The organism is Lactiplantibacillus daowaiensis (assembly GCF_005405085.1).
GTDB lineage: Bacteria > Bacillota > Bacilli > Lactobacillales > Lactobacillaceae > Lactiplantibacillus > Lactiplantibacillus daowaiensis.
This window is the reverse complement of record NZ_BJDJ01000024.1, coordinates 1-18,463: the sequence shown is the minus strand read 5'-3', so window position 1 is coordinate 18,463 and position 18,463 is coordinate 1. Positions and strand designations below refer to the sequence as shown.

Annotated in this window: 19 protein-coding genes and 1 pseudogene; 2 read left to right on the top strand and 18 right to left on the bottom strand. The window is 44.2% G+C overall.

Annotated elements, in window-relative coordinates; genetic code table 11:
* Nucleotides 1-29 precede the first annotated feature (29 nt).
* The gene (locus tag FFM75_RS12405; protein ID WP_137629482.1) at nucleotides 30-917 is read left to right on the top strand and encodes a mechanosensitive ion channel family protein; all 888 of its coding nucleotides are present in this window, start codon (nucleotides 30-32) and stop codon (nucleotides 915-917) included.
* A 55-nt stretch (nucleotides 918-972) separates the two neighbouring features.
* Here the strand turns inward: FFM75_RS12405 and FFM75_RS12400 are convergent, their stop codons facing one another.
* From FFM75_RS12400 to racE, 6 genes are all read right to left on the bottom strand, one after another.
* Nucleotides 973-2,124, bottom strand: a complete 1,152-nt coding sequence (locus FFM75_RS12400) for an N-acetyldiaminopimelate deacetylase (protein WP_137629481.1) — start codon at nucleotides 2,122-2,124, stop codon at nucleotides 973-975.
* 16 nt (nucleotides 2,125-2,140) lie between these two features.
* A complete protein-coding gene (gene dapD, locus FFM75_RS12395; RefSeq protein WP_137629480.1) occupies nucleotides 2,141-2,851 on the bottom strand; it encodes a 2,3,4,5-tetrahydropyridine-2,6-dicarboxylate N-acetyltransferase in 711 nt (236 codons plus the stop codon).
* 31 nt (nucleotides 2,852-2,882) lie between these two features.
* The gene (cbpB, locus tag FFM75_RS12390; protein WP_137629479.1) at nucleotides 2,883-3,362 is read right to left on the bottom strand and encodes a cyclic-di-AMP-binding protein CbpB; all 480 of its coding nucleotides are present in this window, start codon (nucleotides 3,360-3,362) and stop codon (nucleotides 2,883-2,885) included.
* Nucleotides 3,363-3,457: 95 nt separating this feature from the next.
* Nucleotides 3,458-3,976, bottom strand: a complete 519-nt coding sequence (locus FFM75_RS12385; RefSeq protein WP_137629478.1) for a metallophosphoesterase — start codon at nucleotides 3,974-3,976, stop codon at nucleotides 3,458-3,460.
* Entirely contained in the window at nucleotides 3,976-4,581 is a 606-nt protein-coding gene (locus tag FFM75_RS12380; RefSeq protein ID WP_137629477.1) for an XTP/dITP diphosphatase, read from the bottom strand. The genes FFM75_RS12385 and FFM75_RS12380 overlap by 1 nt, the downstream gene beginning before the upstream one ends.
* Nucleotides 4,578-5,396 carry a glutamate racemase gene (gene racE, locus FFM75_RS12375; RefSeq protein WP_137629476.1) on the bottom strand — a complete coding sequence of 273 codons (819 nt, stop codon included), beginning with the start codon at nucleotides 5,394-5,396 and terminating at the stop codon, nucleotides 4,578-4,580. The genes FFM75_RS12380 and racE overlap by 4 nt, the downstream gene beginning before the upstream one ends.
* A gap of 199 nt (nucleotides 5,397-5,595) precedes the next feature.
* Between racE and FFM75_RS12370 the strand changes: the two genes are divergently transcribed.
* Entirely contained in the window at nucleotides 5,596-6,114 is a 519-nt protein-coding gene (locus FFM75_RS12370; protein WP_137629475.1) for a YslB family protein, read from the top strand.
* Between the two features lie 37 nt (nucleotides 6,115-6,151).
* On the opposite strand, the gene trxA is transcribed toward FFM75_RS12370, so the two are convergent.
* From trxA to FFM75_RS12310, 12 genes and pseudogenes are all read right to left on the bottom strand, one after another.
* On the bottom strand, nucleotides 6,152-6,469 hold the full coding sequence (gene trxA / locus FFM75_RS12365; RefSeq protein ID WP_137629474.1) for a thioredoxin: 318 nt from the start codon (nucleotides 6,467-6,469) through the stop codon (nucleotides 6,152-6,154).
* A 132-nt stretch (nucleotides 6,470-6,601) separates the two neighbouring features.
* Nucleotides 6,602-8,965: an endonuclease MutS2 gene (locus FFM75_RS12360; RefSeq protein WP_137629473.1), complete on the bottom strand. Its 2,364-nt coding sequence runs from the start codon at nucleotides 8,963-8,965 to the stop codon at nucleotides 6,602-6,604.
* Nucleotides 8,966-9,016: 51 nt separating this feature from the next.
* Nucleotides 9,017-9,268, bottom strand: a complete 252-nt coding sequence (gene zapA, locus FFM75_RS12355) for a cell division protein ZapA (protein WP_137629472.1) — start codon at nucleotides 9,266-9,268, stop codon at nucleotides 9,017-9,019.
* A gap of 263 nt (nucleotides 9,269-9,531) precedes the next feature.
* On the bottom strand, nucleotides 9,532-10,458 hold the full coding sequence (locus FFM75_RS12350) for a serine hydrolase (protein WP_137629471.1): 927 nt from the start codon (nucleotides 10,456-10,458) through the stop codon (nucleotides 9,532-9,534).
* A gap of 200 nt (nucleotides 10,459-10,658) precedes the next feature.
* A complete protein-coding gene (locus tag FFM75_RS12345) occupies nucleotides 10,659-10,952 on the bottom strand; it encodes a DUF1292 domain-containing protein (RefSeq protein ID WP_137629470.1) in 294 nt (97 codons plus the stop codon).
* 12 nt (nucleotides 10,953-10,964) lie between these two features.
* Entirely contained in the window at nucleotides 10,965-11,399 is a 435-nt protein-coding gene (ruvX, locus tag FFM75_RS12340) for a Holliday junction resolvase RuvX (RefSeq protein WP_137629469.1), read from the bottom strand.
* A complete protein-coding gene (locus tag FFM75_RS12335; RefSeq protein WP_130845706.1) occupies nucleotides 11,396-11,665 on the bottom strand; it encodes an IreB family regulatory phosphoprotein in 270 nt (89 codons plus the stop codon). The genes ruvX and FFM75_RS12335 overlap by 4 nt, the downstream gene beginning before the upstream one ends.
* A gap of 115 nt (nucleotides 11,666-11,780) precedes the next feature.
* A complete protein-coding gene (gene alaS / locus FFM75_RS12330) occupies nucleotides 11,781-14,423 on the bottom strand; it encodes an alanine--tRNA ligase (protein WP_137629468.1) in 2,643 nt (880 codons plus the stop codon).
* Between the two features lie 292 nt (nucleotides 14,424-14,715).
* A complete protein-coding gene (locus tag FFM75_RS12325; protein WP_137629467.1) occupies nucleotides 14,716-16,059 on the bottom strand; it encodes a DEAD/DEAH box helicase in 1,344 nt (447 codons plus the stop codon).
* Nucleotides 16,060-16,061: 2 nt separating this feature from the next.
* Nucleotides 16,062-17,018 (bottom strand): DHH family phosphoesterase, encoded by a 957-nt coding sequence (locus tag FFM75_RS12320; protein ID WP_137629466.1) that lies wholly within the window; start codon nucleotides 17,016-17,018, stop codon nucleotides 16,062-16,064.
* 100 nt (nucleotides 17,019-17,118) lie between these two features.
* The gene (dinB, locus tag FFM75_RS12315; RefSeq protein WP_137629465.1) at nucleotides 17,119-18,252 is read right to left on the bottom strand and encodes a DNA polymerase IV; all 1,134 of its coding nucleotides are present in this window, start codon (nucleotides 18,250-18,252) and stop codon (nucleotides 17,119-17,121) included.
* 109 nt (nucleotides 18,253-18,361) lie between these two features.
* Nucleotides 18,362-18,463 (bottom strand): annotated as a pseudogene (locus FFM75_RS12310) (IS30 family transposase); the annotation flags it as partial.

Sequence of the window (18,463 nt, the reverse complement as noted above, 5' to 3'; positions counted from 1 at the left end):
AATTCAGTAACTAAAACGAGGGTGAAATTATGGCTTTTCCATTTATTTTAGGTGTCACCACACCTAAACAAGTTTCCGTTTGGATGAAACTAGCCGCTAAAATTGATTGGCAACAGATGCTCATTAATTTCGGTGGTAAAATTCTTGAAATTATCTTTTTTTGTCTATTATTTTGGGTGATTGATCGTTTAGGCAAACGGCTATTAAAACACGTCTTCTTGACCAATGCTGATACGAGTGTGACTGCCTCCAATCGTATTTCAACGATTTTCACACTATCATTAAATATCTTCCATTATACCGTGATGTTTTTTGGCATCTACGCGGTCTTGTCCGTTTTAGGCGTACCGGTAGGCACTTTAATCGCCAGTGCTGGGATTTTTAGTGTTGCTTTAGGTTTAGGGGCCCAGGGCTTTGTGAGTGATATCGTGACCGGGTTCTTCATTTTACTTGAAGATCAAATCGATGTCGGCGACTATGTCAAAATCGATGAAGTTGAAGGTACCGTTTCGGCGATTGGCTTACGAACGACGCAAGTCACTAGTCCCGATGGCAGCCTAAACTTCATTCCCAATCGCAAGATTATGGTCATCAGTAATAAATCACGCAATGATATGCGGGTTTTGATCGACTTAGTGATTACGACCAGTACCCCAGTTGATAAACTAACAACTGCTGTCAAGCAAGCTAATCATGACTTAGTTCCCCAATATCCTGATATTATCGGAGATCCCGATATTCAAGGGGTTACGACCCAACCAGATGGCACCTTGGTCTTTCGCGTACAATTTTACGTCAAGAATGGGATGCAAGCGACGATTCAACGTGATTTTCTAGCCGACTACTTAACCGCTGCTAAGCAAGCCGGCATCAACTTACCGTCACCAACGTTAAACTTTCAATCAACTGCCAAATAACGCAGAAAAGCCAGTGTCGTCAAATTGACGGCACTGGCTTTTAGGTTTTTTATCATTATTTTTGTAAGGCATTCCGATGCGTTAAGAACCCCGTCATCGCATTAACCGCAGCCATAATTGCACTGGTATGCGGTACCATGTGTTCAGAATGCAAGGAATAAGGGCTATCCACCCCGAGCCAAAACATCGTCCCCGGAATTTGGTGAATCAAATAACCGAAGTCTTCACCGGTCATGGCTGGCCGAGTTTCAATAAATTTCACATCATCAGCAGCTTGCATGTAATCAATGAAGTCTGCAGTGATGACATCATTATTTTCAACCGGATAATACCCACCCTGATGCAAATCCAAGTCGATATTGCAATCATAGGCCAAAGCAATCCCTTCCACAATCGTCCGCACCCGGCGTTGAATGTGTAAGTTCATGTCTTGCGTTAACGCCCGAATCGTCCCGTCAATCTGAGCTTCCCCAGCAATCACGTTACCAATCGTGCCGGCCGTAAAGTGACCTAGCGTGACAACCCCACTTTGAATCGGATCCACATTACGGGATACGATTGTTTGTAGTTGTTGGACTAACGCTGAACCAGCAACGACCATATCATTGGCATTATGTGGAAAGGCCGCATGACCACTCTTACCGGTTAGATGCGCATGAATTTCACACGTGCCGGCAAACAAGGTTCCCATGCGACAACCGATCGCACCAGCAGGCAAATCTGGATTATCATGAAACGCAAAGATTTCATCTGGCATCCACTCATCCAGTGCACCACTTTCATAGAGGCGCATCCCACCCGAAGCATTTTCTTCGGCTGGTTGGAAGATAAAGACCATATCAGTTGCTGGTTGATTTTCAGCAAAATAACTTAAAATCCCCAATGCGACCGACATATGAATATCATGTCCACACGCATGCATTTTACCGGGATGTTTAGACGCAAATGGCAACCCGGTCGCTTCAGTGACCGGTAAGCCATCAATATCAGTCCGATAACCGATCCGATAATCATGCTTATGCCCACTAACCTTGACTAAAATCGCCGTTGGCACCGCGGCAACCTTTTTAACGGTCAAAAAGGTTTGCGGCATCTGACTGATCAAGTCTAATAAGTAAGCTTGCGTTTCATGTTCTTCTAAACCTAATTCAGGAATTTGATGTAAATGTTGATAAATTGGAATTAAATCCGCTTCTTGTAACGCCATCAACGAACCCTCCTGATTAGAGTTGACGTAAGGCTGACATTAATTCGGTCTTATCTTTAGTCTTTTCGTCAATATCTTTAAGCTTGCGTGCAGGAGTCCCGCCGACAACGGTGTAAGGTGCAACATCATCTAAGACCACTGCACCAGCACCAACAACGGCACCTTTACCCACATGCACGCCTTCAACGATCACTGCATTAGCACCAACTAACACGTCATCGTCAATCCGCACTGGATCAGCCGAAGGTGGTTCAACTACGCCAGCTAACACTGCACCAGCACCAATGTGGCAATTCTTACCAACTAAGGCCCGGCCACCAAGGACCGCACCCATATCGATCATCGAACCACTACCAATTTCAGCACCAATATTAATCACAGCACCCATCATGATAACAGCGTTGTCACCAATCAAAACTTGATCACGAATAAATGCACCAGGTTCAATCCGCGCATTGTATTGCTTCAAATCCGTCATAGGAACAGCCGAATTACGGGCATCATTTTCTAATTCTGAATCTTCAATCTTATCAGCATTTGCCTTTAAGAATGGTTCAACATCGGCCCAGTCACCGAATAAAACGCCAGCATTGCCGCTAAAGAACGTTTTGATTTCAGCTGGTACGTCTAATTGGTCAAGTTGACCTTTCACGTAAACCTTCACTGGGGTTTTTTTCTTCGCATTACCAATATAGTTAATAATTGATTGTGCATCTAATTTTGCCATAAGACACCCTCCACATAAGTTATTTAGCTTGTTAGCTATTGGAAAAATCCTTCTCAATCATATCATATTGTTTCCCAATTTCGTGCGTTAGGAAGTTAAAACTCTTCATAAACTCGCGCCTGGTAATGATTCCTTTGAAGATCCCGTCAGCATCAACGACTGGGACAAACGGATTGTCAATCATTAAATGTAACGTGGCTTCAACATCATCGACTTGTTGCACCGTCTTGATATTGGTCTCCATCACCTCGCTGACCCGACATTCCATTAAGATCTCAGTGTTTAATTGATCAAACCCCAACATTTTTTCAGTAATCAATGGTAAAGAAACCAAGCCTTCAAAATGGCCAGCATGATCGAGCACCGGAATTTTTGAATATTTAATCTTCGTGAGCACTAAAAACGCATGGTACAAATTGTTATCAGTTTGGACGTTAGCAACAATATCGGCCGGAATTAAATAATGGTCCGCATTGCGCAACAGTAAGTCTTCAACTGGTTTTATCAGCATCGCCCAAAATCCCCTCCTCGTTCAAACATCATTAACCCTATTCTACCTGAAAGCGGTGTTAATCGGGGTCGTTTTGCTCAAGGTTTGCGGATTCTTTAGTTTTCAAAGTGAAATTTCAATTCGGGAACGGGCTGCTGTTGCCGATCGTAATATTGCACATCGACGGTTTGACCATCCGTTTCAACAATCGCATACGTTCCACCGATGCGTGTAAATTCACCTCGGGGATAGCTGATACTTCCCGGATTTAAGATTAGTGTGCCGGCATGCCGTTCAACACCCAATTGATGGGTATGACCAAAGAAGGCTAATTGGGCCCCATGTTGTTGCGCATTTGCTAATAAATGGTCTAAAGACAAATTGACCCCAACCAGATGACCGTGTGTCATATAGACCTTAACACCAGCAACCGTTTTAACGACTTCATCTGGCAAGCGGTCATCAAAATCCATGTTACCTTGAACAACGGCCATATTTTTAAAGACGTCATCATCAACTTGAAGTTCTGAGTCACCACAATGGAAAAAGGCATCGACTTTACCTTGATAAGCAGCCAATAAATCGACTAAAATCTGTCGGTCACCATGACTGTCACTTACGACTAAACACTTCATTACGCTTCCCACCATTCTTCAAATTTTGGCATTAATTGCCGTAACGCTGCGCCTCGATGGCTAATTGAATTCTTCTGTTCATCCGTTAATTGTGCCAATGACTTTTGGAATTGATCTGACCAAAACAAGGGGTCATAACCAAACCCATTCTCACCCCGTGGGGCAATCAAAATGCGTCCGTTTAACTCACCATCGACCACTAACTTCTGACCATTTGGTTTTAATGCCACCAAAGTAGTATGGAATGTCGCCGTCCGCTTGGCTTCAGGGACACCCCCTAAGTTGGCCAATAGCTTCGCATTGTTCGCCGCATCATTATGGTCACCAGCATAGCGGGCCGATAAAACACCAGGATCACCATGTAACGCATCGACCATTAAGCCGGAATCATCCGCAATCGCTGGCAAGCCAGTTGCTTTGACGACTGTTTCGGCCTTAGTCGTCGCATTTTCTTCAAACGTGATGCCATTTTCAACAATATCTGGGATATCAGGAAAATCAGCCAACGTCTTAATCGTAATGTCATACGTTTCAAACATCTCGGCAAATTCCCGTGCCTTGCCTGGATTGTTCGTTGCAATAATTAATGTTTGTGGTTTTGTCATGCCAATTCACCGCCTAATGTAATATGAGTCGCTTCAAAAGCTGGTTGATCGAGCCAATCACGGGCAATCGTTGCAAACGCCGTGGCCGAGCCCGTCGTACTAAACTGATCTGGATAACGCTTTGTGGCACTCGTATTAGCAATATCCATATAATCCAACATAAATGAGACGCCATTGACCGTTTCAGCGCCGGAATCAATCAAGGTCACATTCGGCCCGACCACGTTTTGGATCAACGGCCGCAGCAACGGATAATGTGTACAACCGAGGACTAACGTATCGATTCCAGTTGTTTTCAATGGTTGTAAAGATTCGGCCACCACCCGTTTAGCAACGGTTGACCGATATTCATTGGACTCTACTAGCGGGACAAACTTTGGACAAGCGAGTGAAAAGACTTCAGCATCAGGATACTTCGCTAAAATAGCGTCACGATAAGCATTACTTTTAATCGTGCCTTCCGTGGCAATGACCCCGATACGATGATTTTTAGACGCCTTAATCGCCGCTCTTGAACCCGGTGAAATCACCCCAATCACTGGGATCTTCAACTTTTGACGTAAGTCTGGTAGTGCCGCTGCCGTCGCCGTATTACAAGCAATTACTAACATCTTAATGTCTTGTTTCAATAAATAGTTCGCCATTTGCCAACTAAAATCACGTACTTGCGCACTGGGTCGCGGTCCATATGGCAACCGTGCTTGGTCACCAATAAACGTCACTGTCTCGCGCGGGAGTTGCTTAATGGCTTGCTTGACCACCGTTAAGCCACCCACCCCAGAATCCATGAAACCAATTGCATGTTCATCTGACATATTTAACCGCTCCGTTCACTTAATTCTGAATCTTAATTATCGCCTTTTTTGAAACTGATTTCAAGCGACGGGAAATAGTAGAAAATTAGTTAAATTTTGGTTCAAATGGGAAAAAGTTCCGCAGTAGCGCCGAAACAAGGTATAATAATGAGTATTAAGCGGCAGTGACGCTGCGATTATACATTGGAAAGGAACTATCATGACGAACGCCTTTTATTCTCAATTTGCAGCTAATGCGGTCAAATCTTCCGTTTTAAGCGTTGAAATCTTACGCGATGCTTTACTACCTAACCTATTAGGTGATGATAGTAGTGGTATCCTCTACTGGGCCGGTAAAGACTTGGCTCGCCAATTCCCCGTCGCGAGTAATGCCGATCTAGTCACCTTCTTTGAACAAGCTGGCTGGGGACATCTCGAAGTTACGAGTGAAAGCAATGATTTGTTAACTTACGAACTAAACGGTGAACCAGTTGCGCGTCGAAATGCCGCGATCAAACAACCAGACTATATGTTGGAAACAGGCTTTTTAGCAGAACAAGCTGCACAACGCTTCAATTGTGTCAGTGAGGCTAAAATTACCGCGACGAAGCGCTTAAAAATCCAAATGGCTGTCACCGTTGACCATAAACAAGCGCTAACGAACCACGACCCTGAAACACCAATTGAAATCATACGACCACAAGTTGATGTGGATGATGAACCTGAACCTAATGCTTAAAAAAAGCGACCCCAATTGGGATCGCTTTTCGTTTACCTTAATCAGCTAAATATTGATCTAAGGTCTTTTTGATTTGTTCTTTTGAATGGTAGCCTACCAAAGTATCAACCACTTCACCGTCTTTTTTAACTAATAAAGTTGGGATACTCATAATGCCAAAACTGCTGGCAGTTTCAGGGTTGGCATCAACATCCATCTTATTAAACGTCACTTGGTCACCCATTTCACCGTCTAATTGTTCAACGACTGGTGATTGCATCCGACAAGGACCACACCATGTTGCCCAAAAATCAGTCAAGGTGACACCCTTGGCAGTATCGCTTTCAAACGTCTTATCAGTAGTTGCTACGACCATATTGATCGGCCTCCTTAATTTTTAAACCATTTACTAATAGTAAGTATATCAGGTTATTGCTAAAGCACAACTTTTTAGTTTGCCTACAATTTAATTCTACCGAACGCCACTGCTGTCGTAAACTGAAAAGCGCTATTTAAATTCAACTTCCGTTGCACCATTGCCACCATGGTTCGGTGCCGCAAAGTGGAACGACTTCACTTGCCGATTGGTCTTCAAGTAATCGGTAATGCCTTGTCGTAGCGCCCCAGTCCCTTTTCCGTGCACAATTGTAACGGATGGGTAGCCCGCTAATAACGCCGCATCAACGTAACGGTCCACTTGAGTCATGGCATCTTCATACCGCACGCCACGTAAATCTAGGTTTGGGGAAACATGACTGGCATTAGCACTTTGAACCGTTGCCCGCGCGCGCTTCGGCTCAGCTTCCGGTTGGGTGCGTTCCATATCAGCTTCGTCGATTTTCATCTTTAAAATGCCCAATTGCACTTCCCAAGCGTGGTTCCCCATCTTCTGGACCAAGACACCACGTTGTCCATAAGACTTCACTAAGACATCATCGCCTTCATGGAAGTCCTGCTTCGCTTTGGCTCGGCGCAAAACCCGGTTCTTTTTAAGCTTAGGTTGCTGTTCCAACGCGTTTAAGGCACCCTTGGCGTCAATTAATTCATTTTCTTTAACATTAGCCCCCGTTGCCAATTGTTTCTTGCGTAAGTCACTAATGATTGCATCAGCCTTCGTCTTACTCTTTTCAACAATCGCATTAGCTTGGACTTGCGCATCTTCAATTAATTGATCTTTCCGTTGTTGGTACGCATTGAATTCACTCTTCAATTGTTTATGCAGCTTTTCAGAATCATCTAACTCCGCTGTTAAATGCAATTGCGCATCTTCAACTTGTTTACGTTTAGCAACTAAGTCGGCAATCATTGCATTCAAATCTTGACTATCTGTATCTGTCAACGACCACGCTTGATCAACGATCGACTGTGGAATTCCCAAACGTTGGGCAATGTCTAAGGCATTACTCCGACCAGGGATGCCAACTAGCAACCGATACGTCGGCTTCAAAGTGGCTTCATCAAATTCCATGCTGGCATTAATCGTGTCTGGTCGATTAAAGCCGTACGCTTTAAGTTCTGGATAATGCGTCGTGGCCACCACTTGGGTGCCTTGCGCACCAATTGCATCTAAAATCGCAATCGCTAAGGCGGCCCCTTCTTGTGGGTCAGTCCCAGCACCCAATTCATCGACCAACACTAAACTATGGTCATCGATTTGTTTTAAGAAACTTTCGATGTTTTCCATATGTGACGAGAACGTACTCAAATTTTGTTCGATTGATTGTTCATCACCGATATCAGCAAAAATTTCATTATAAATACCAATACGACTACCTTCGTCAACCGGAATAAATAGCCCGGATTGCCCCATCAATTGCAGTAATCCCAGCGTTTTTAACGTGATGGTCTTCCCACCAGTGTTCGGCCCAGTAATCACAATCGCTTGATAATCAGTCCCCAGCGTAATATCGTTCGCGACGACTTTTTTAGGATCAATCAATGGATGCCGCGCTTGCCGTAAAAAGACTTCATTTTGCGTTGAAACGGCTGGCTCCGTGCCTTTCATGTCATGCGCATAACGGGCTTTGGCATTAACAAAATCAAAGTGCCCTAAGATCGCAGCATTTTGCAAAATCTCATCGCGATAAGGCGCAATTAGATTTGACAGTTCTTCTAAGATCCGTTGTTCTTCTTGTTTTTCAGCCACTTGATTTTGCCGTAACCGGTCATTCAAAGCCATGACAGCTTGTGGTTCAATAAATAACGTTTGCCCACTGGCACTTTGGTCATGCACGATACCACCAAAGCGGCCCCGATTTTCGGCTTTTACCGGAATAACATAGCGATCGTTACGAATCGTAATGATGGGATCACTTAAATACTTGGCTTCTCTACCACGGGTATAGCGCTCCATCCGTGACCGAATCTCGCCTTCCGTCTTGCTGATGTGGTTTCGAATGCTACTTAATTCTGGTGAAGCATCATCCGTAATGTGACCATCACCTTCAATGGCCGTTGTTAATTGTTTCGTAACAGCTGGCAAGGTCACTAACGTTTGCACTTCATCAAATAAATGGCGAATGTCATTTTCAGGTGCTTCTTCTAAAAGTTCTTCAAAGAACCGCGTAATCGCTCGGGTCGTCCGTAAGACCCGGCCGACTTGACCCAATTCGCTCCCATTTAAAGTCGCCCCAATTTCAAGCCGCTTCATATGCGGTGTAATATCTGCGAGGCGTGCAATTGGAATTCCACCCTTGAGCCGATACACTTCAGCACCGTCATTGGTTTCATCCAAGGCAAATTGGACCTTTTTAACATCGGCCATTGGTTGTAATTCTGCTAATTCTTTTTGACCAGCGGCTGACACTAAGTATGGTGCCAGTTGCTGTTTCACTTGTTGATATTCTAATGTCGTTAAGACTTTGGGATTCAAAGCTAAACCTCCCCTAATTGGCTGGAACTGCTAGTGCAAAAAAAATGATGCTTAAGCTTCAGCATCATTGGCTTGCATCTTTAAAAGTTCCGCTTGTTTATCCACTTGATCTGAAATCGCGTTAAACGCCAGCAATATTGCAATTTGTTCGCTGGTTAAGTTTGGCGATAATTTTTTTAATGCCGTAATTTGATCGTTCATCATTTTAGTCACAGTTTGCATGTGACGATCGGAGGCACTCCCGATAATGGTATAGTCGTGCCCATCGATTTCCGCTTTAAAGCGGCGTTTGCTGGCTGCCATGATCCGTTCAGCTCCTTTTCGATAACAGTTAATATTTTAGCATGTTGACAGGGTTTATGCGACTTTTGGGGACTAATTGCCTAAAAGCCATTAAAATCGATGCTTTGCTGCAAAAACAACACATTGAAAAAGTTCGGCGTTCAACTTAATGATAGTGCCCACTAAAAAAGTCATGGCAACTGATACCCTAATCATAATGACTAAAATATCAGTTTCGCCATGACCACTACTAACGACCTAAACCTAATGTCGTTACCCGTAAATTATTTGGCTAATTCACGATTCGTTGCTTGGGCAATCTTATTAACTAGCGTAATCCCACTAGCTTCATCGGTGTTATTATTCGTATAAATCGACATTAAATAACCCTGTTTACCCGTCTTTTCAACCACCCGACCAACACTATTAACCGCCCAATGACCGTTATCATCGGCATCCAGCCAACCATTCTTCAATTGATAACTAGCAGCACCTTTTGAAACACCCCAGGCTTGATCAGTTGCGATATTATTCATTAACTTCTGCGCATAAGCCCGCGACGCTTTTGACAAATAATGATTAGGTGTAAAAATAACTTTCAATAATTGCAATTGATCCGTCGCTATTGTCGTCGTTAGGCCCCAGTAAACTGGTGCCGCGTGACTATGCGTCATACCGAGACTTTGATACAGGCTTGTCAACGCTGCGCTCCCGCCAAGGCGATGGAACAACAAAAAATCAGCCGCATCATTATCGCTTTGTTCGATCATCTGGGTCGCTTCAGCTTCATCGTTAGCTGATAAACTTAAGACCCCTTGATCACGTTGATGCAGTAATTGCACTAAGATCCCAACTTTGACCGTACTAGCACCGACATAAGTCGTCGTGGCCGTTCGATTTGAATACTGATACGTGTGCTTGGTACTAGGGTCATAGACCGCCACTGCGACTTTAGACTTCGTGGCAGCAGTCGTTGTTTGCCACTGCCGTTCAAGTCTAGTCTTGAGTGGCACAACTTTAGGCTTAGTCACTTTTTTAGTCGGTTTAGTCGATACCGCTGTTTTAGTGACCTTGGGTTTTACCGTCTGACTAGCGTGGCTTAAGGTGTTATTCCACCACCATAAGCCCCCGCCACCAACGACACAAACAATGGCAACGCCGATAACCCAGCGCGCACCACGTCGTAAGCGACGTTGTCTTTTAAATCTCACGAACTACACCTCTTGACACCCGTTCCCCCAATTGAATCGTGTGATTCTTTACTAAGGCGCTTCCTTTTTCATTCTCTAATTAGCTTAGCATAAATAATAAATAATTTGTTATTTTTATTAGTTAATTTATTTAAACGGGCGCACAAAAAAAGCGTGATTAATCATTACTGATTAACCACGCTCATTCACAAGTTCAAAGCTTATTGCATCCCACCATCATCGGCTAGGAAAGTATTCAAAACTTGTTCAACCATATCCCATTCTTCATCGGATTCGATTAATTTCAATTCACCGTTGTCACCATCATCTGGATCAAAGATGTAGGCTTGGATGTCTACTTCTTCATCAGCTGGTGCATCGGCTGGATAAATTAAAATGTATGAATGACCGAAGTCTTCAGAATCGAACGTGAATAAAATGTTAAATAAGGTTTCGTTGCCGTCTTCATCAACTAAGGTGATAACGTCATCTTTACTGTTTTTGTTTTGACTCATGTCAGTTCCTCGCTATTCTTGTGTAAGTTTCCCATGGCGATCCAAGTAGTTTTGCAAGATCAAGCTTGCCGCTAACTTATCGATCACTTTTTTACGTTTCTTTCGGGACGTATTTGCTTCTTCAACTAACATCCGTTCGGCCTCAACCGTCGTCAGACGTTCATCTTCAAAGTCAATGGGTAAGTGGAACCGTTCCGTCAGCATCTCACCGTAACGTTGTGCGGCTTCTGCTCGTGGTCCCAAGGTATTGTTCATATTCTTAGGTAAACCTAGGACAAACCCGCCTGCATCGAGTTCTTTAATTAACTCGGCGACCCGGTCCAAACCAAAGACTTCCTCATCTTCATTGATCCGAATAATTTCAACACCTTGAGCGGTCCAACCAAAGGCGTCACTAATCGCAACACCGACTGTTCTGGAACCAACATCCAACCCCATTAACTTCATGCATTAACATCCTTATCTGCCTTCAAGTAAGACTTGACAAGCTCTTCGATAATTTCATCACGTTGGTGCTTACGAATTAAATTGCGAGCATCCTTTAAACGCGGGATATAAGCCGGATCACCAGATAGTAAGTAACCCACAATCTGGTTAATCGGGTTGTAGCCCTTTTCTTGTAACGCTTCATAGACGGTCGTCAAAGTGTCGTGCACATCCTTAACGTTATCATTATCGAAGTCAAAATACATGGTTTTGTCTAACGTACTCATAATAAAGCACCTCCCGCTAGTTTCCGCTTCTAGTCTATTCTACTAAATGCTTATATGAAGTACAATCAATCCATTCTGATGTAACACATTCGTAATAAAGCTAGCTGGGTCTTAATTACTGTTCACTCAACCAAGTATGGGCCGCTTTCAAAGCAGCTGGTAACCCGGCTGGCTTCTTCCCACCGGCTTGCGCTAAGGTTGGACGACCACCACCGCCACCACCAACTTGTGGGGCAATGGCTTTGATCAAGTCACCAGCTTTTAAGCCGACTTTGACTTTATCATCACTAACAGCAACCAATAAGTTTACTTTTTCGCCAACAACCGCACCTAAAACTAAGACATCTGAGTAAGCCTTAGTCTTCCAAGTATCGGCTAATTGCCGTAATTGATCCATCCCTGAAACTTGCACCGCTTGAGCAATTAACGTTGTCCCATTAATGTCATCAACTTGTTCAAAGACTGCGTCAGCTTGTTGATTAGCCAACTTGCTTTCTAAGCTAGCCGCTTTTTGTTGCGCCGCTTTTAAGTCAGCTTGTAATTGACTCACCCGTTCAGTTGTATCAGCCAATTTTGGTGCCTTGACTTGTGCCGCAATCGTCTTCAACCAAGTTTCTTCATTGGATAAGAGTTCAAAGGCTTCCTTCGATGTGACTGCTTCGATCCGCCGAACACCGGCACCGACCCCAGCTTCAGAAACAATCTTGAACAAGCCAAGTTCGCTACTGTTCTTAACGTGTGTCCCACCATCAAATTCAATCGAGTAATCTCCAATTGACACGACCCGCACGATTTTACCATACTTTTGCGTGAAGACCGCAATGGCACCCATCTTATGACCCGTTTCCTGGTCAGTTTGAATCGCACTAACGGGTAAGGCAGCCCAAATCTTATCGTTAACGATTTGTTCAACTTTAGCCAATTCTGCATCGGTCACTTGACCAAAGTGGGTAAAGTCAAACCGCAAGTAGCCAGGTTCCACTAATGAACCGGCTTGTTGGGTATGCTCGCCTAAAACGTCGCGTAACGCTTGGTCTAACAAGTGAGTCGCGGTATGATTCTTTTCAACTTTCGCATGGAATGCTAAGTCGACATTCAACGTATAAGTGGCATCTTTATGCATTGGCTTTAAGACTTCGACCGTATGCAGATGTTGCTTATTAGGGGCATTTTGGACGTCCGTTACTTTAGCCACAGTTTGACCATCAGCATCTAAAATCACCCCACGGTCAGCCACTTGACCACCCATTTCAGCGTAAAATGGCGTCTTGCTGAAGATCATTTCAGCAGTACCACTCGTCACTTCGTCGACTAATTGTTCATCAACGATAATGTCTTTCAAGTCGCCATGGACATCCGTTAATTCATCATAGCCCACGTAGTCACTTGGTGTTTTGATATCAATCAGCAAACTACGTTGTACACCCATTGATTTTGCACTACTCCGTGCATTCCGGGCCCGATCACGTTGCGCCTTCATTTCAACTTCAAAACCAGCTTCGTCGACATTTAAGCCTTCATCACCAGCATATTCTTTAGTCAACTCAAATGGGAAGCCGTACGTATCGTATAACTTGAAGGCGTCCACACCAGGCAACGTATCTTGACCAGCTTTTTTCGTATCAGCAATCAATTGGTTCAATAAGCTTAAGCCATCGTTCAAGGTTTCATTGAAGCGACTTTCTTCAGAGCTCACGATTTTTTCAATGTAATCCGCATTCTTCAACACATCTGGATAATGCGATTGCATGATTTCGCCCACAATTGGCACTAATTGGTCTAAGAAAGCTTCTTTCAAGCCTAACTTTTGACCATGTAAGATTGCCCGGCGAATCAACCGGCGAATCACATAGCCCCGGCCTTCATTTGAAGGTAAGGCGCCATCACTGATGGCAAACGTGATTGCCCGTGCATGGTCGGCGATTACTTTAAATGAGACATCATCTTGAGCATTGTCACCATAATGTTTGCCGTCACTAAGGGCTTCGGTCTTACGAATAATTGGCAAGAATAAATCAGTTTCAAAGTTAGTTGGCGCATCTTGGAAAATTGACACGACCCGTTCTAAGCCCATCCCCGTATCAATGTTTTTACGTGGTAATGGTTCATACGTGTCTTCGGGCGTATGGTTAAATTGTGAGAACACAATATTCCAAACTTCCAAATACCGTTCATTTTCGCCACCAGGATAGTTTTCAGGATCGTCATCAGCTAAATTGTTGAATGCTTCACCACGATCGTAAAAAATTTCCGAATCGGGACCAGAAGGCCCTTGACCGATATCCCAGAAGTTATCTTCAACTTTGACGATATGATCGGGCTTAACCCCAGTTTCTTCCCAGAACTTAGCAGCATCAGTATCTTTAGGATAAACCGTCATATAAAGCTTTTCTGGATCCCAACCAAACCACTTAGGTGACGTTAATAATTCCCAGGCCCAACTGATGGCTTCTTTTTTGAAATAATCACCAACCGAGAAGTTCCCAAGCATTTCAAATAACGTATGGTGCCGAGCAGTCCGACCGACATTTTCAATATCGTTGGTCCGAATACTCTTTTGTGAGCTTGTCATCCGTGGATTATCGGGTACAACTGACCCATCAAAATACTTCTTCATGGTGGCAACCCCAGAGTTGATCCATAACAACGTTGGATCATCATGTGGGACTAACGATGCACTTGGCACAATGGTATGACCTTTTTCATGGAAAAAGTCTAAATACATTTGCCGAATTTCACTACTGCTTAATTTCTTCATTTAAACTTGGCACCCTTTCTCGTTATTCCAATTTTTAGGCAAAAAAACACCGTTGCTAGTAAAGACGCTGTTAACGCGGTACCACTTTACTTGCAACGATGTGTTCGTTTACCTCTTGAGCTCATTAACGCTGAGACACGGACTGGTTAGCCAGTCATTGGTTATTCGGTAGCACTCGATTGACACCGCACTTTTTCCAGCAACCAAAGCGTTTCTAAACAGATATGTCCAATCGAATATGTCCTTACTCTGCAAAGTATAGAAAACTTGCGGCAGCTTGTCAACTAAGTGCCTAGGATTTCCGGTCTTTCCGGGCCTTACGTGCAGCAGCCCGTTGTTCAATCCGGCGATCCATCCGCGCTTTATCCGCAATCTTCGTCCGAATACGCCGTTTGTAACCTGGTTTGATCTTCTTTTTGGACTTTTTAACATAGCCAATCAACGTTGGATCAAGTTTGTCTTGATGGTGACCCCGGTTAGCCCGGCGGTTCCGGTCGTAAGAGTCAACGATTTCGCCATCGCGAATCGCCTTTGGCTTGAACTTAATCCCCATCGCTTCAACGGCACTGACTTTTTCTTCTTCCCCAGGACTGTAAAGGGTGATCGCCGTTCCTGGCATCCCATTACGGCCAGTCCGGCCAACCCGATGGATGAAGAATTCCAAGTCATTTGGAATGTCATCATTGATAACATGTGAGACGCCTTCAATATCAATCCCTCGTGCAGCTAAATCAGTGGCTACGACGAATTGATACTTCAAGTTTTGGACATCACGCATGACCCGTTTCCGTTCACGTGGTTGAATATCCCCATGAATCATGGCCACGGTTAGCCCTTGTTGTTTCAAGTAGCGGGCAATTTCTTGAACCCGTTCCTTCGTATTAGCGAAGACCAAGACCAAATAAGGTTCGCCAATCGTTAATAGCCGATAAATAATGCTATTGCGATCATGACTCTTGGTTGAGATCAACCAGTTATCAATGGTTGGACTAATCACTGATTCAACTGGGATTTCTTCCATCACGGGATTATTCATGTATTTCTTCAAAAATGGCGTTAACTTTTGTGGCATCGTTGCCGAGAAGACTAACATTTGTAACTCAGCTGGCATCCGTCCAGCGATTTGGTCAACCACATTTAAGAACCCTAAATCAAGCGTCATATCCGCTTCATCGACCACTAACTTCGTTGCCGTATGCACGTCTAGCGCTTGTGATCGAATCAAATCTAAGATTCGACCTGGCGTCCCAATAATTAATTGGGGTTGATGGCGATTTAACTTGTTAATTTGTTCTTGCTTATCAGTCCCACCAACGTATAACCCAATGTGTAATGCTTTGGGACTATGCTGGATCAACTGTTTCGCTGCTTTTTGAATTTGGTAAGCCAATTCACGACTTGGCGTTGTAATGACGACTTGTACACGGCGTTCATCAGCATTCAACTGATTAATAATCGGCAACAAGAACGTATGCGTCTTCCCACTCCCAGTTGCTGATTGGCCAATCACACTGCGACCAGCTGCAATCACGGGGATCAATTTTTCTTGAACAGCGGTTGGTTTGCGGAAGTTGATTTCGGTCAACGCCTGCATTAAGAATGGTTGTAACTTAAAATCATTAAAACTTGCGGTCATCTTTAAACCTCTTTCTGATAGTCACGGTCAACTTGGTCGAGCTCACGAACGACCGTTTCAATTTCGGCTTGGTCTTTGGCCTTGGCCCCACTAGCTAAGGGGTGGCCACCACCGCCATGTAACTTAGCCACACCATTGATCGATGGGCCTTTAGAACGTAGCCGAATTCGGTAGTCGCCTTCTTTTTGTTGGACGAAAATGGCCCACGATTGCACGGTATCAATGCGACCAGGTAGTGGTACGACCCCAGCGGTACTAGCATCACCAATTTCAAACGAGTCCATGATGTCATTCGTCAAAATAACATAAGCGGCACCAGAATCTAATTGTGTCAAATGTTCGTAAACATATGCCGATAACCGGGCAACGGGTAAGGTAATCGTATCTTCAATACGGTTAACCGCCGTTGCATCGGCGCCAGCTTCCATCAAAGCCGCCGCTGCACGCATGGTACTTGGCTTAGTCGCATCATATAAGAACCGCCCAGTATCGCCGACGATCCCGGCATACAATAACCGCGCGGCATTTGGCGTTAAGGTCAATTCATCCTTACTAGCGGCATAAAATTGGTAAACTAATTCACTCGTACTAGAAGCATCGACATCCACCCATTGTGGATCACCAAAAGCATCATCATTTGGATGATGATCGATTTTAACGAGTTGCTTACCAGTATTGTAGAACTCCCCATCGACCCGTGGTTGATTGGCCGTATCTAAGACCAACACTAAGGCATCTTGATAATCAGCTTCTGTGACGGTATCCATTTGGCCTAGCCAGTCAAAACCATGATATTGTTTTCCCGGAGCGAGGACCCGCTTGTCCGGAAAACTAGTCTTGATAATATCAGCTAACCCCAATTGGCTCCCAATCGCATCGGGATCAGGACGTTGGTGCCGATGAATAATAATTGTTTTTGCTTGTTTAATTAAAGTTAGAATTTCTGTTTGGACGGTCATAATAGTCCTTCCTGTGTGTTCAAGATTTGCTGATGGCTTAAAACTGCCATAGTACTTTAGTATACCGAACAATAGCGCCAGCGCCAAATTAATTCGTCGGTTAAGTTTCCCCCGGATATAACGGCAAGGTCAGATTTTCAAATGCTAACGGGGCCAAGCCGGTTAACGTAATCCCTAACAACCGAATCCCTGAATCAAAATGTTGATCGACGACTTCTTCAAAAATTTCTTCGGCATACTGTTCAAATGTCGCCGCATCATTTGGCAAGAACTCAGTAAACGTCTGGCGTTTGGTAATCGTTACAAAGTCGCCATAGCGTAATTTTAAGACCAACGTTTTGCCATGCCGTTGATGTGATTGCATCGTTTCACTGACCAGTTGCGCTAACTGTTTTAAATGCGCATTAACTTCAGTCGTGGTTTGTAGAAACGGCCCAAAGGTGCGTTCTTTACCGATCGACTTTCGTTCGCGCAAGTATTCGACTGGGCGGTCATCACTGCCCCGCACCCGCCGATACAAAATATAGCCTAATTTACCAAAATGCTGCATCAAATCCATTTCGGTTTGTTGATATAAGTCTTGCCCGGTCATAATGCCGAGGTCATGCATCTTCGGTACGGTCTTCTTCCCGACCCCACGAAACTTTTCAATCGGTTCTCGCCATAAAAAAGCTTCCGCATCTTGTGGCAACACAATCGTGACACCCGCTGGCTTGCGGTAATCAGAGGCCAACTTGGCGATAAACTTGTTATACGAGATACCAGTCGAACACGTCAATTGTGTCTTTTGCCAAATTTCTTGTTGCAGTTGGTGCGCCAATTGTACCGCACTATGGATATGGGGCTTATTGTCAGTGATATCTAAATAAGCTTCATCAAACGCAATCGGTTCAATCTTATCCGTATATTCATGAAAAATCTCATGAATCTGCGCTGAAACTTGCCGATATAACGGAAAGTCAGGCGTCTTAAACACAGCCTTCGGACAAAGCTCTAACGCCTTTTGGGCTGGCATCGCTGAATGTACCCCGTATTGACGCGCCACATAATTAGCCGTCGTGACGACCCCACGCCCGCCAGTTTGGCGGGGGTCATGGGCCACCACTAACGGTTGGGTTTTGTAGGCCGGATGTTCACGTTCTTCGATTGACGCATAAAAGGCATCCATATCAACGTGGATAATCTTTCGACTAGTATCAATGTTAATTGGCGCTTCAATAATCGATTGTGCCATCCTGGTCACCTACTTTCAAAATTCATGCTATTGATACATTATACACGAACATACGTTTTGCCGGCAACTTTAACGCATAAAAAATAAGCTTACATGGTAGATTGCAAATTTAATCCGAATTTTTGGACAAATTGGTCAGCATAACCTGATACGGTGTTTGCCAGTCGAGTATTTTAAGCGGTCGCTGGTTAATTTGGAGTAACGTCGTCGT

Coding starts and splice junctions, on each gene's coding strand:
- cbpB (WP_137629479.1), bottom strand. CDS start 3,362: ATGCTGATAAAACCAGTTGAAGACTTACTGTTGCGCAATGCGGACCAT.
- FFM75_RS12335 (WP_130845706.1), bottom strand. CDS start 11,665: ATGAGTACGTTAGACAAAACCATGTATTTTGACTTCGATAATGATAAC.
- FFM75_RS12345 (WP_137629470.1), bottom strand. CDS start 10,952: ATGAGTCAAAACAAAAACAGTAAAGATGACGTTATCACCTTAGTTGAT.
- racE (WP_137629476.1), bottom strand. CDS start 5,396: ATGTCAGATGAACATGCAATTGGTTTCATGGATTCTGGGGTGGGTGGC.
- FFM75_RS12385 (WP_137629478.1), bottom strand. CDS start 3,976: ATGAAGTGTTTAGTCGTAAGTGACAGTCATGGTGACCGACAGATTTTA.
- zapA (WP_137629472.1), bottom strand. CDS start 9,268: ATGGCAGCCAGCAAACGCCGCTTTAAAGCGGAAATCGATGGGCACGAC.
- FFM75_RS12370 (WP_137629475.1), top strand. CDS start 5,596: ATGACGAACGCCTTTTATTCTCAATTTGCAGCTAATGCGGTCAAATCT.
- alaS (WP_137629468.1), bottom strand. CDS start 14,423: ATGAAGAAATTAAGCAGTAGTGAAATTCGGCAAATGTATTTAGACTTT.
- FFM75_RS12405 (WP_137629482.1), top strand. CDS start 30: ATGGCTTTTCCATTTATTTTAGGTGTCACCACACCTAAACAAGTTTCC.
- FFM75_RS12380 (WP_137629477.1), bottom strand. CDS start 4,581: ATGACAAAACCACAAACATTAATTATTGCAACGAACAATCCAGGCAAG.
- ruvX (WP_137629469.1), bottom strand. CDS start 11,399: ATGAAGTTAATGGGGTTGGATGTTGGTTCCAGAACAGTCGGTGTTGCG.
- dinB (WP_137629465.1), bottom strand. CDS start 18,252: ATGGCACAATCGATTATTGAAGCGCCAATTAACATTGATACTAGTCGA.
- FFM75_RS12400 (WP_137629481.1), bottom strand. CDS start 2,124: ATGGCGTTACAAGAAGCGGATTTAATTCCAATTTATCAACATTTACAT.
- dapD (WP_137629480.1), bottom strand. CDS start 2,851: ATGGCAAAATTAGATGCACAATCAATTATTAACTATATTGGTAATGCG.
- FFM75_RS12325 (WP_137629467.1), bottom strand. CDS start 16,059: ATGACCGCAAGTTTTAATGATTTTAAGTTACAACCATTCTTAATGCAG.
- FFM75_RS12320 (WP_137629466.1), bottom strand. CDS start 17,018: ATGACCGTCCAAACAGAAATTCTAACTTTAATTAAACAAGCAAAAACA.
- trxA (WP_137629474.1), bottom strand. CDS start 6,469: ATGGTCGTAGCAACTACTGATAAGACGTTTGAAAGCGATACTGCCAAG.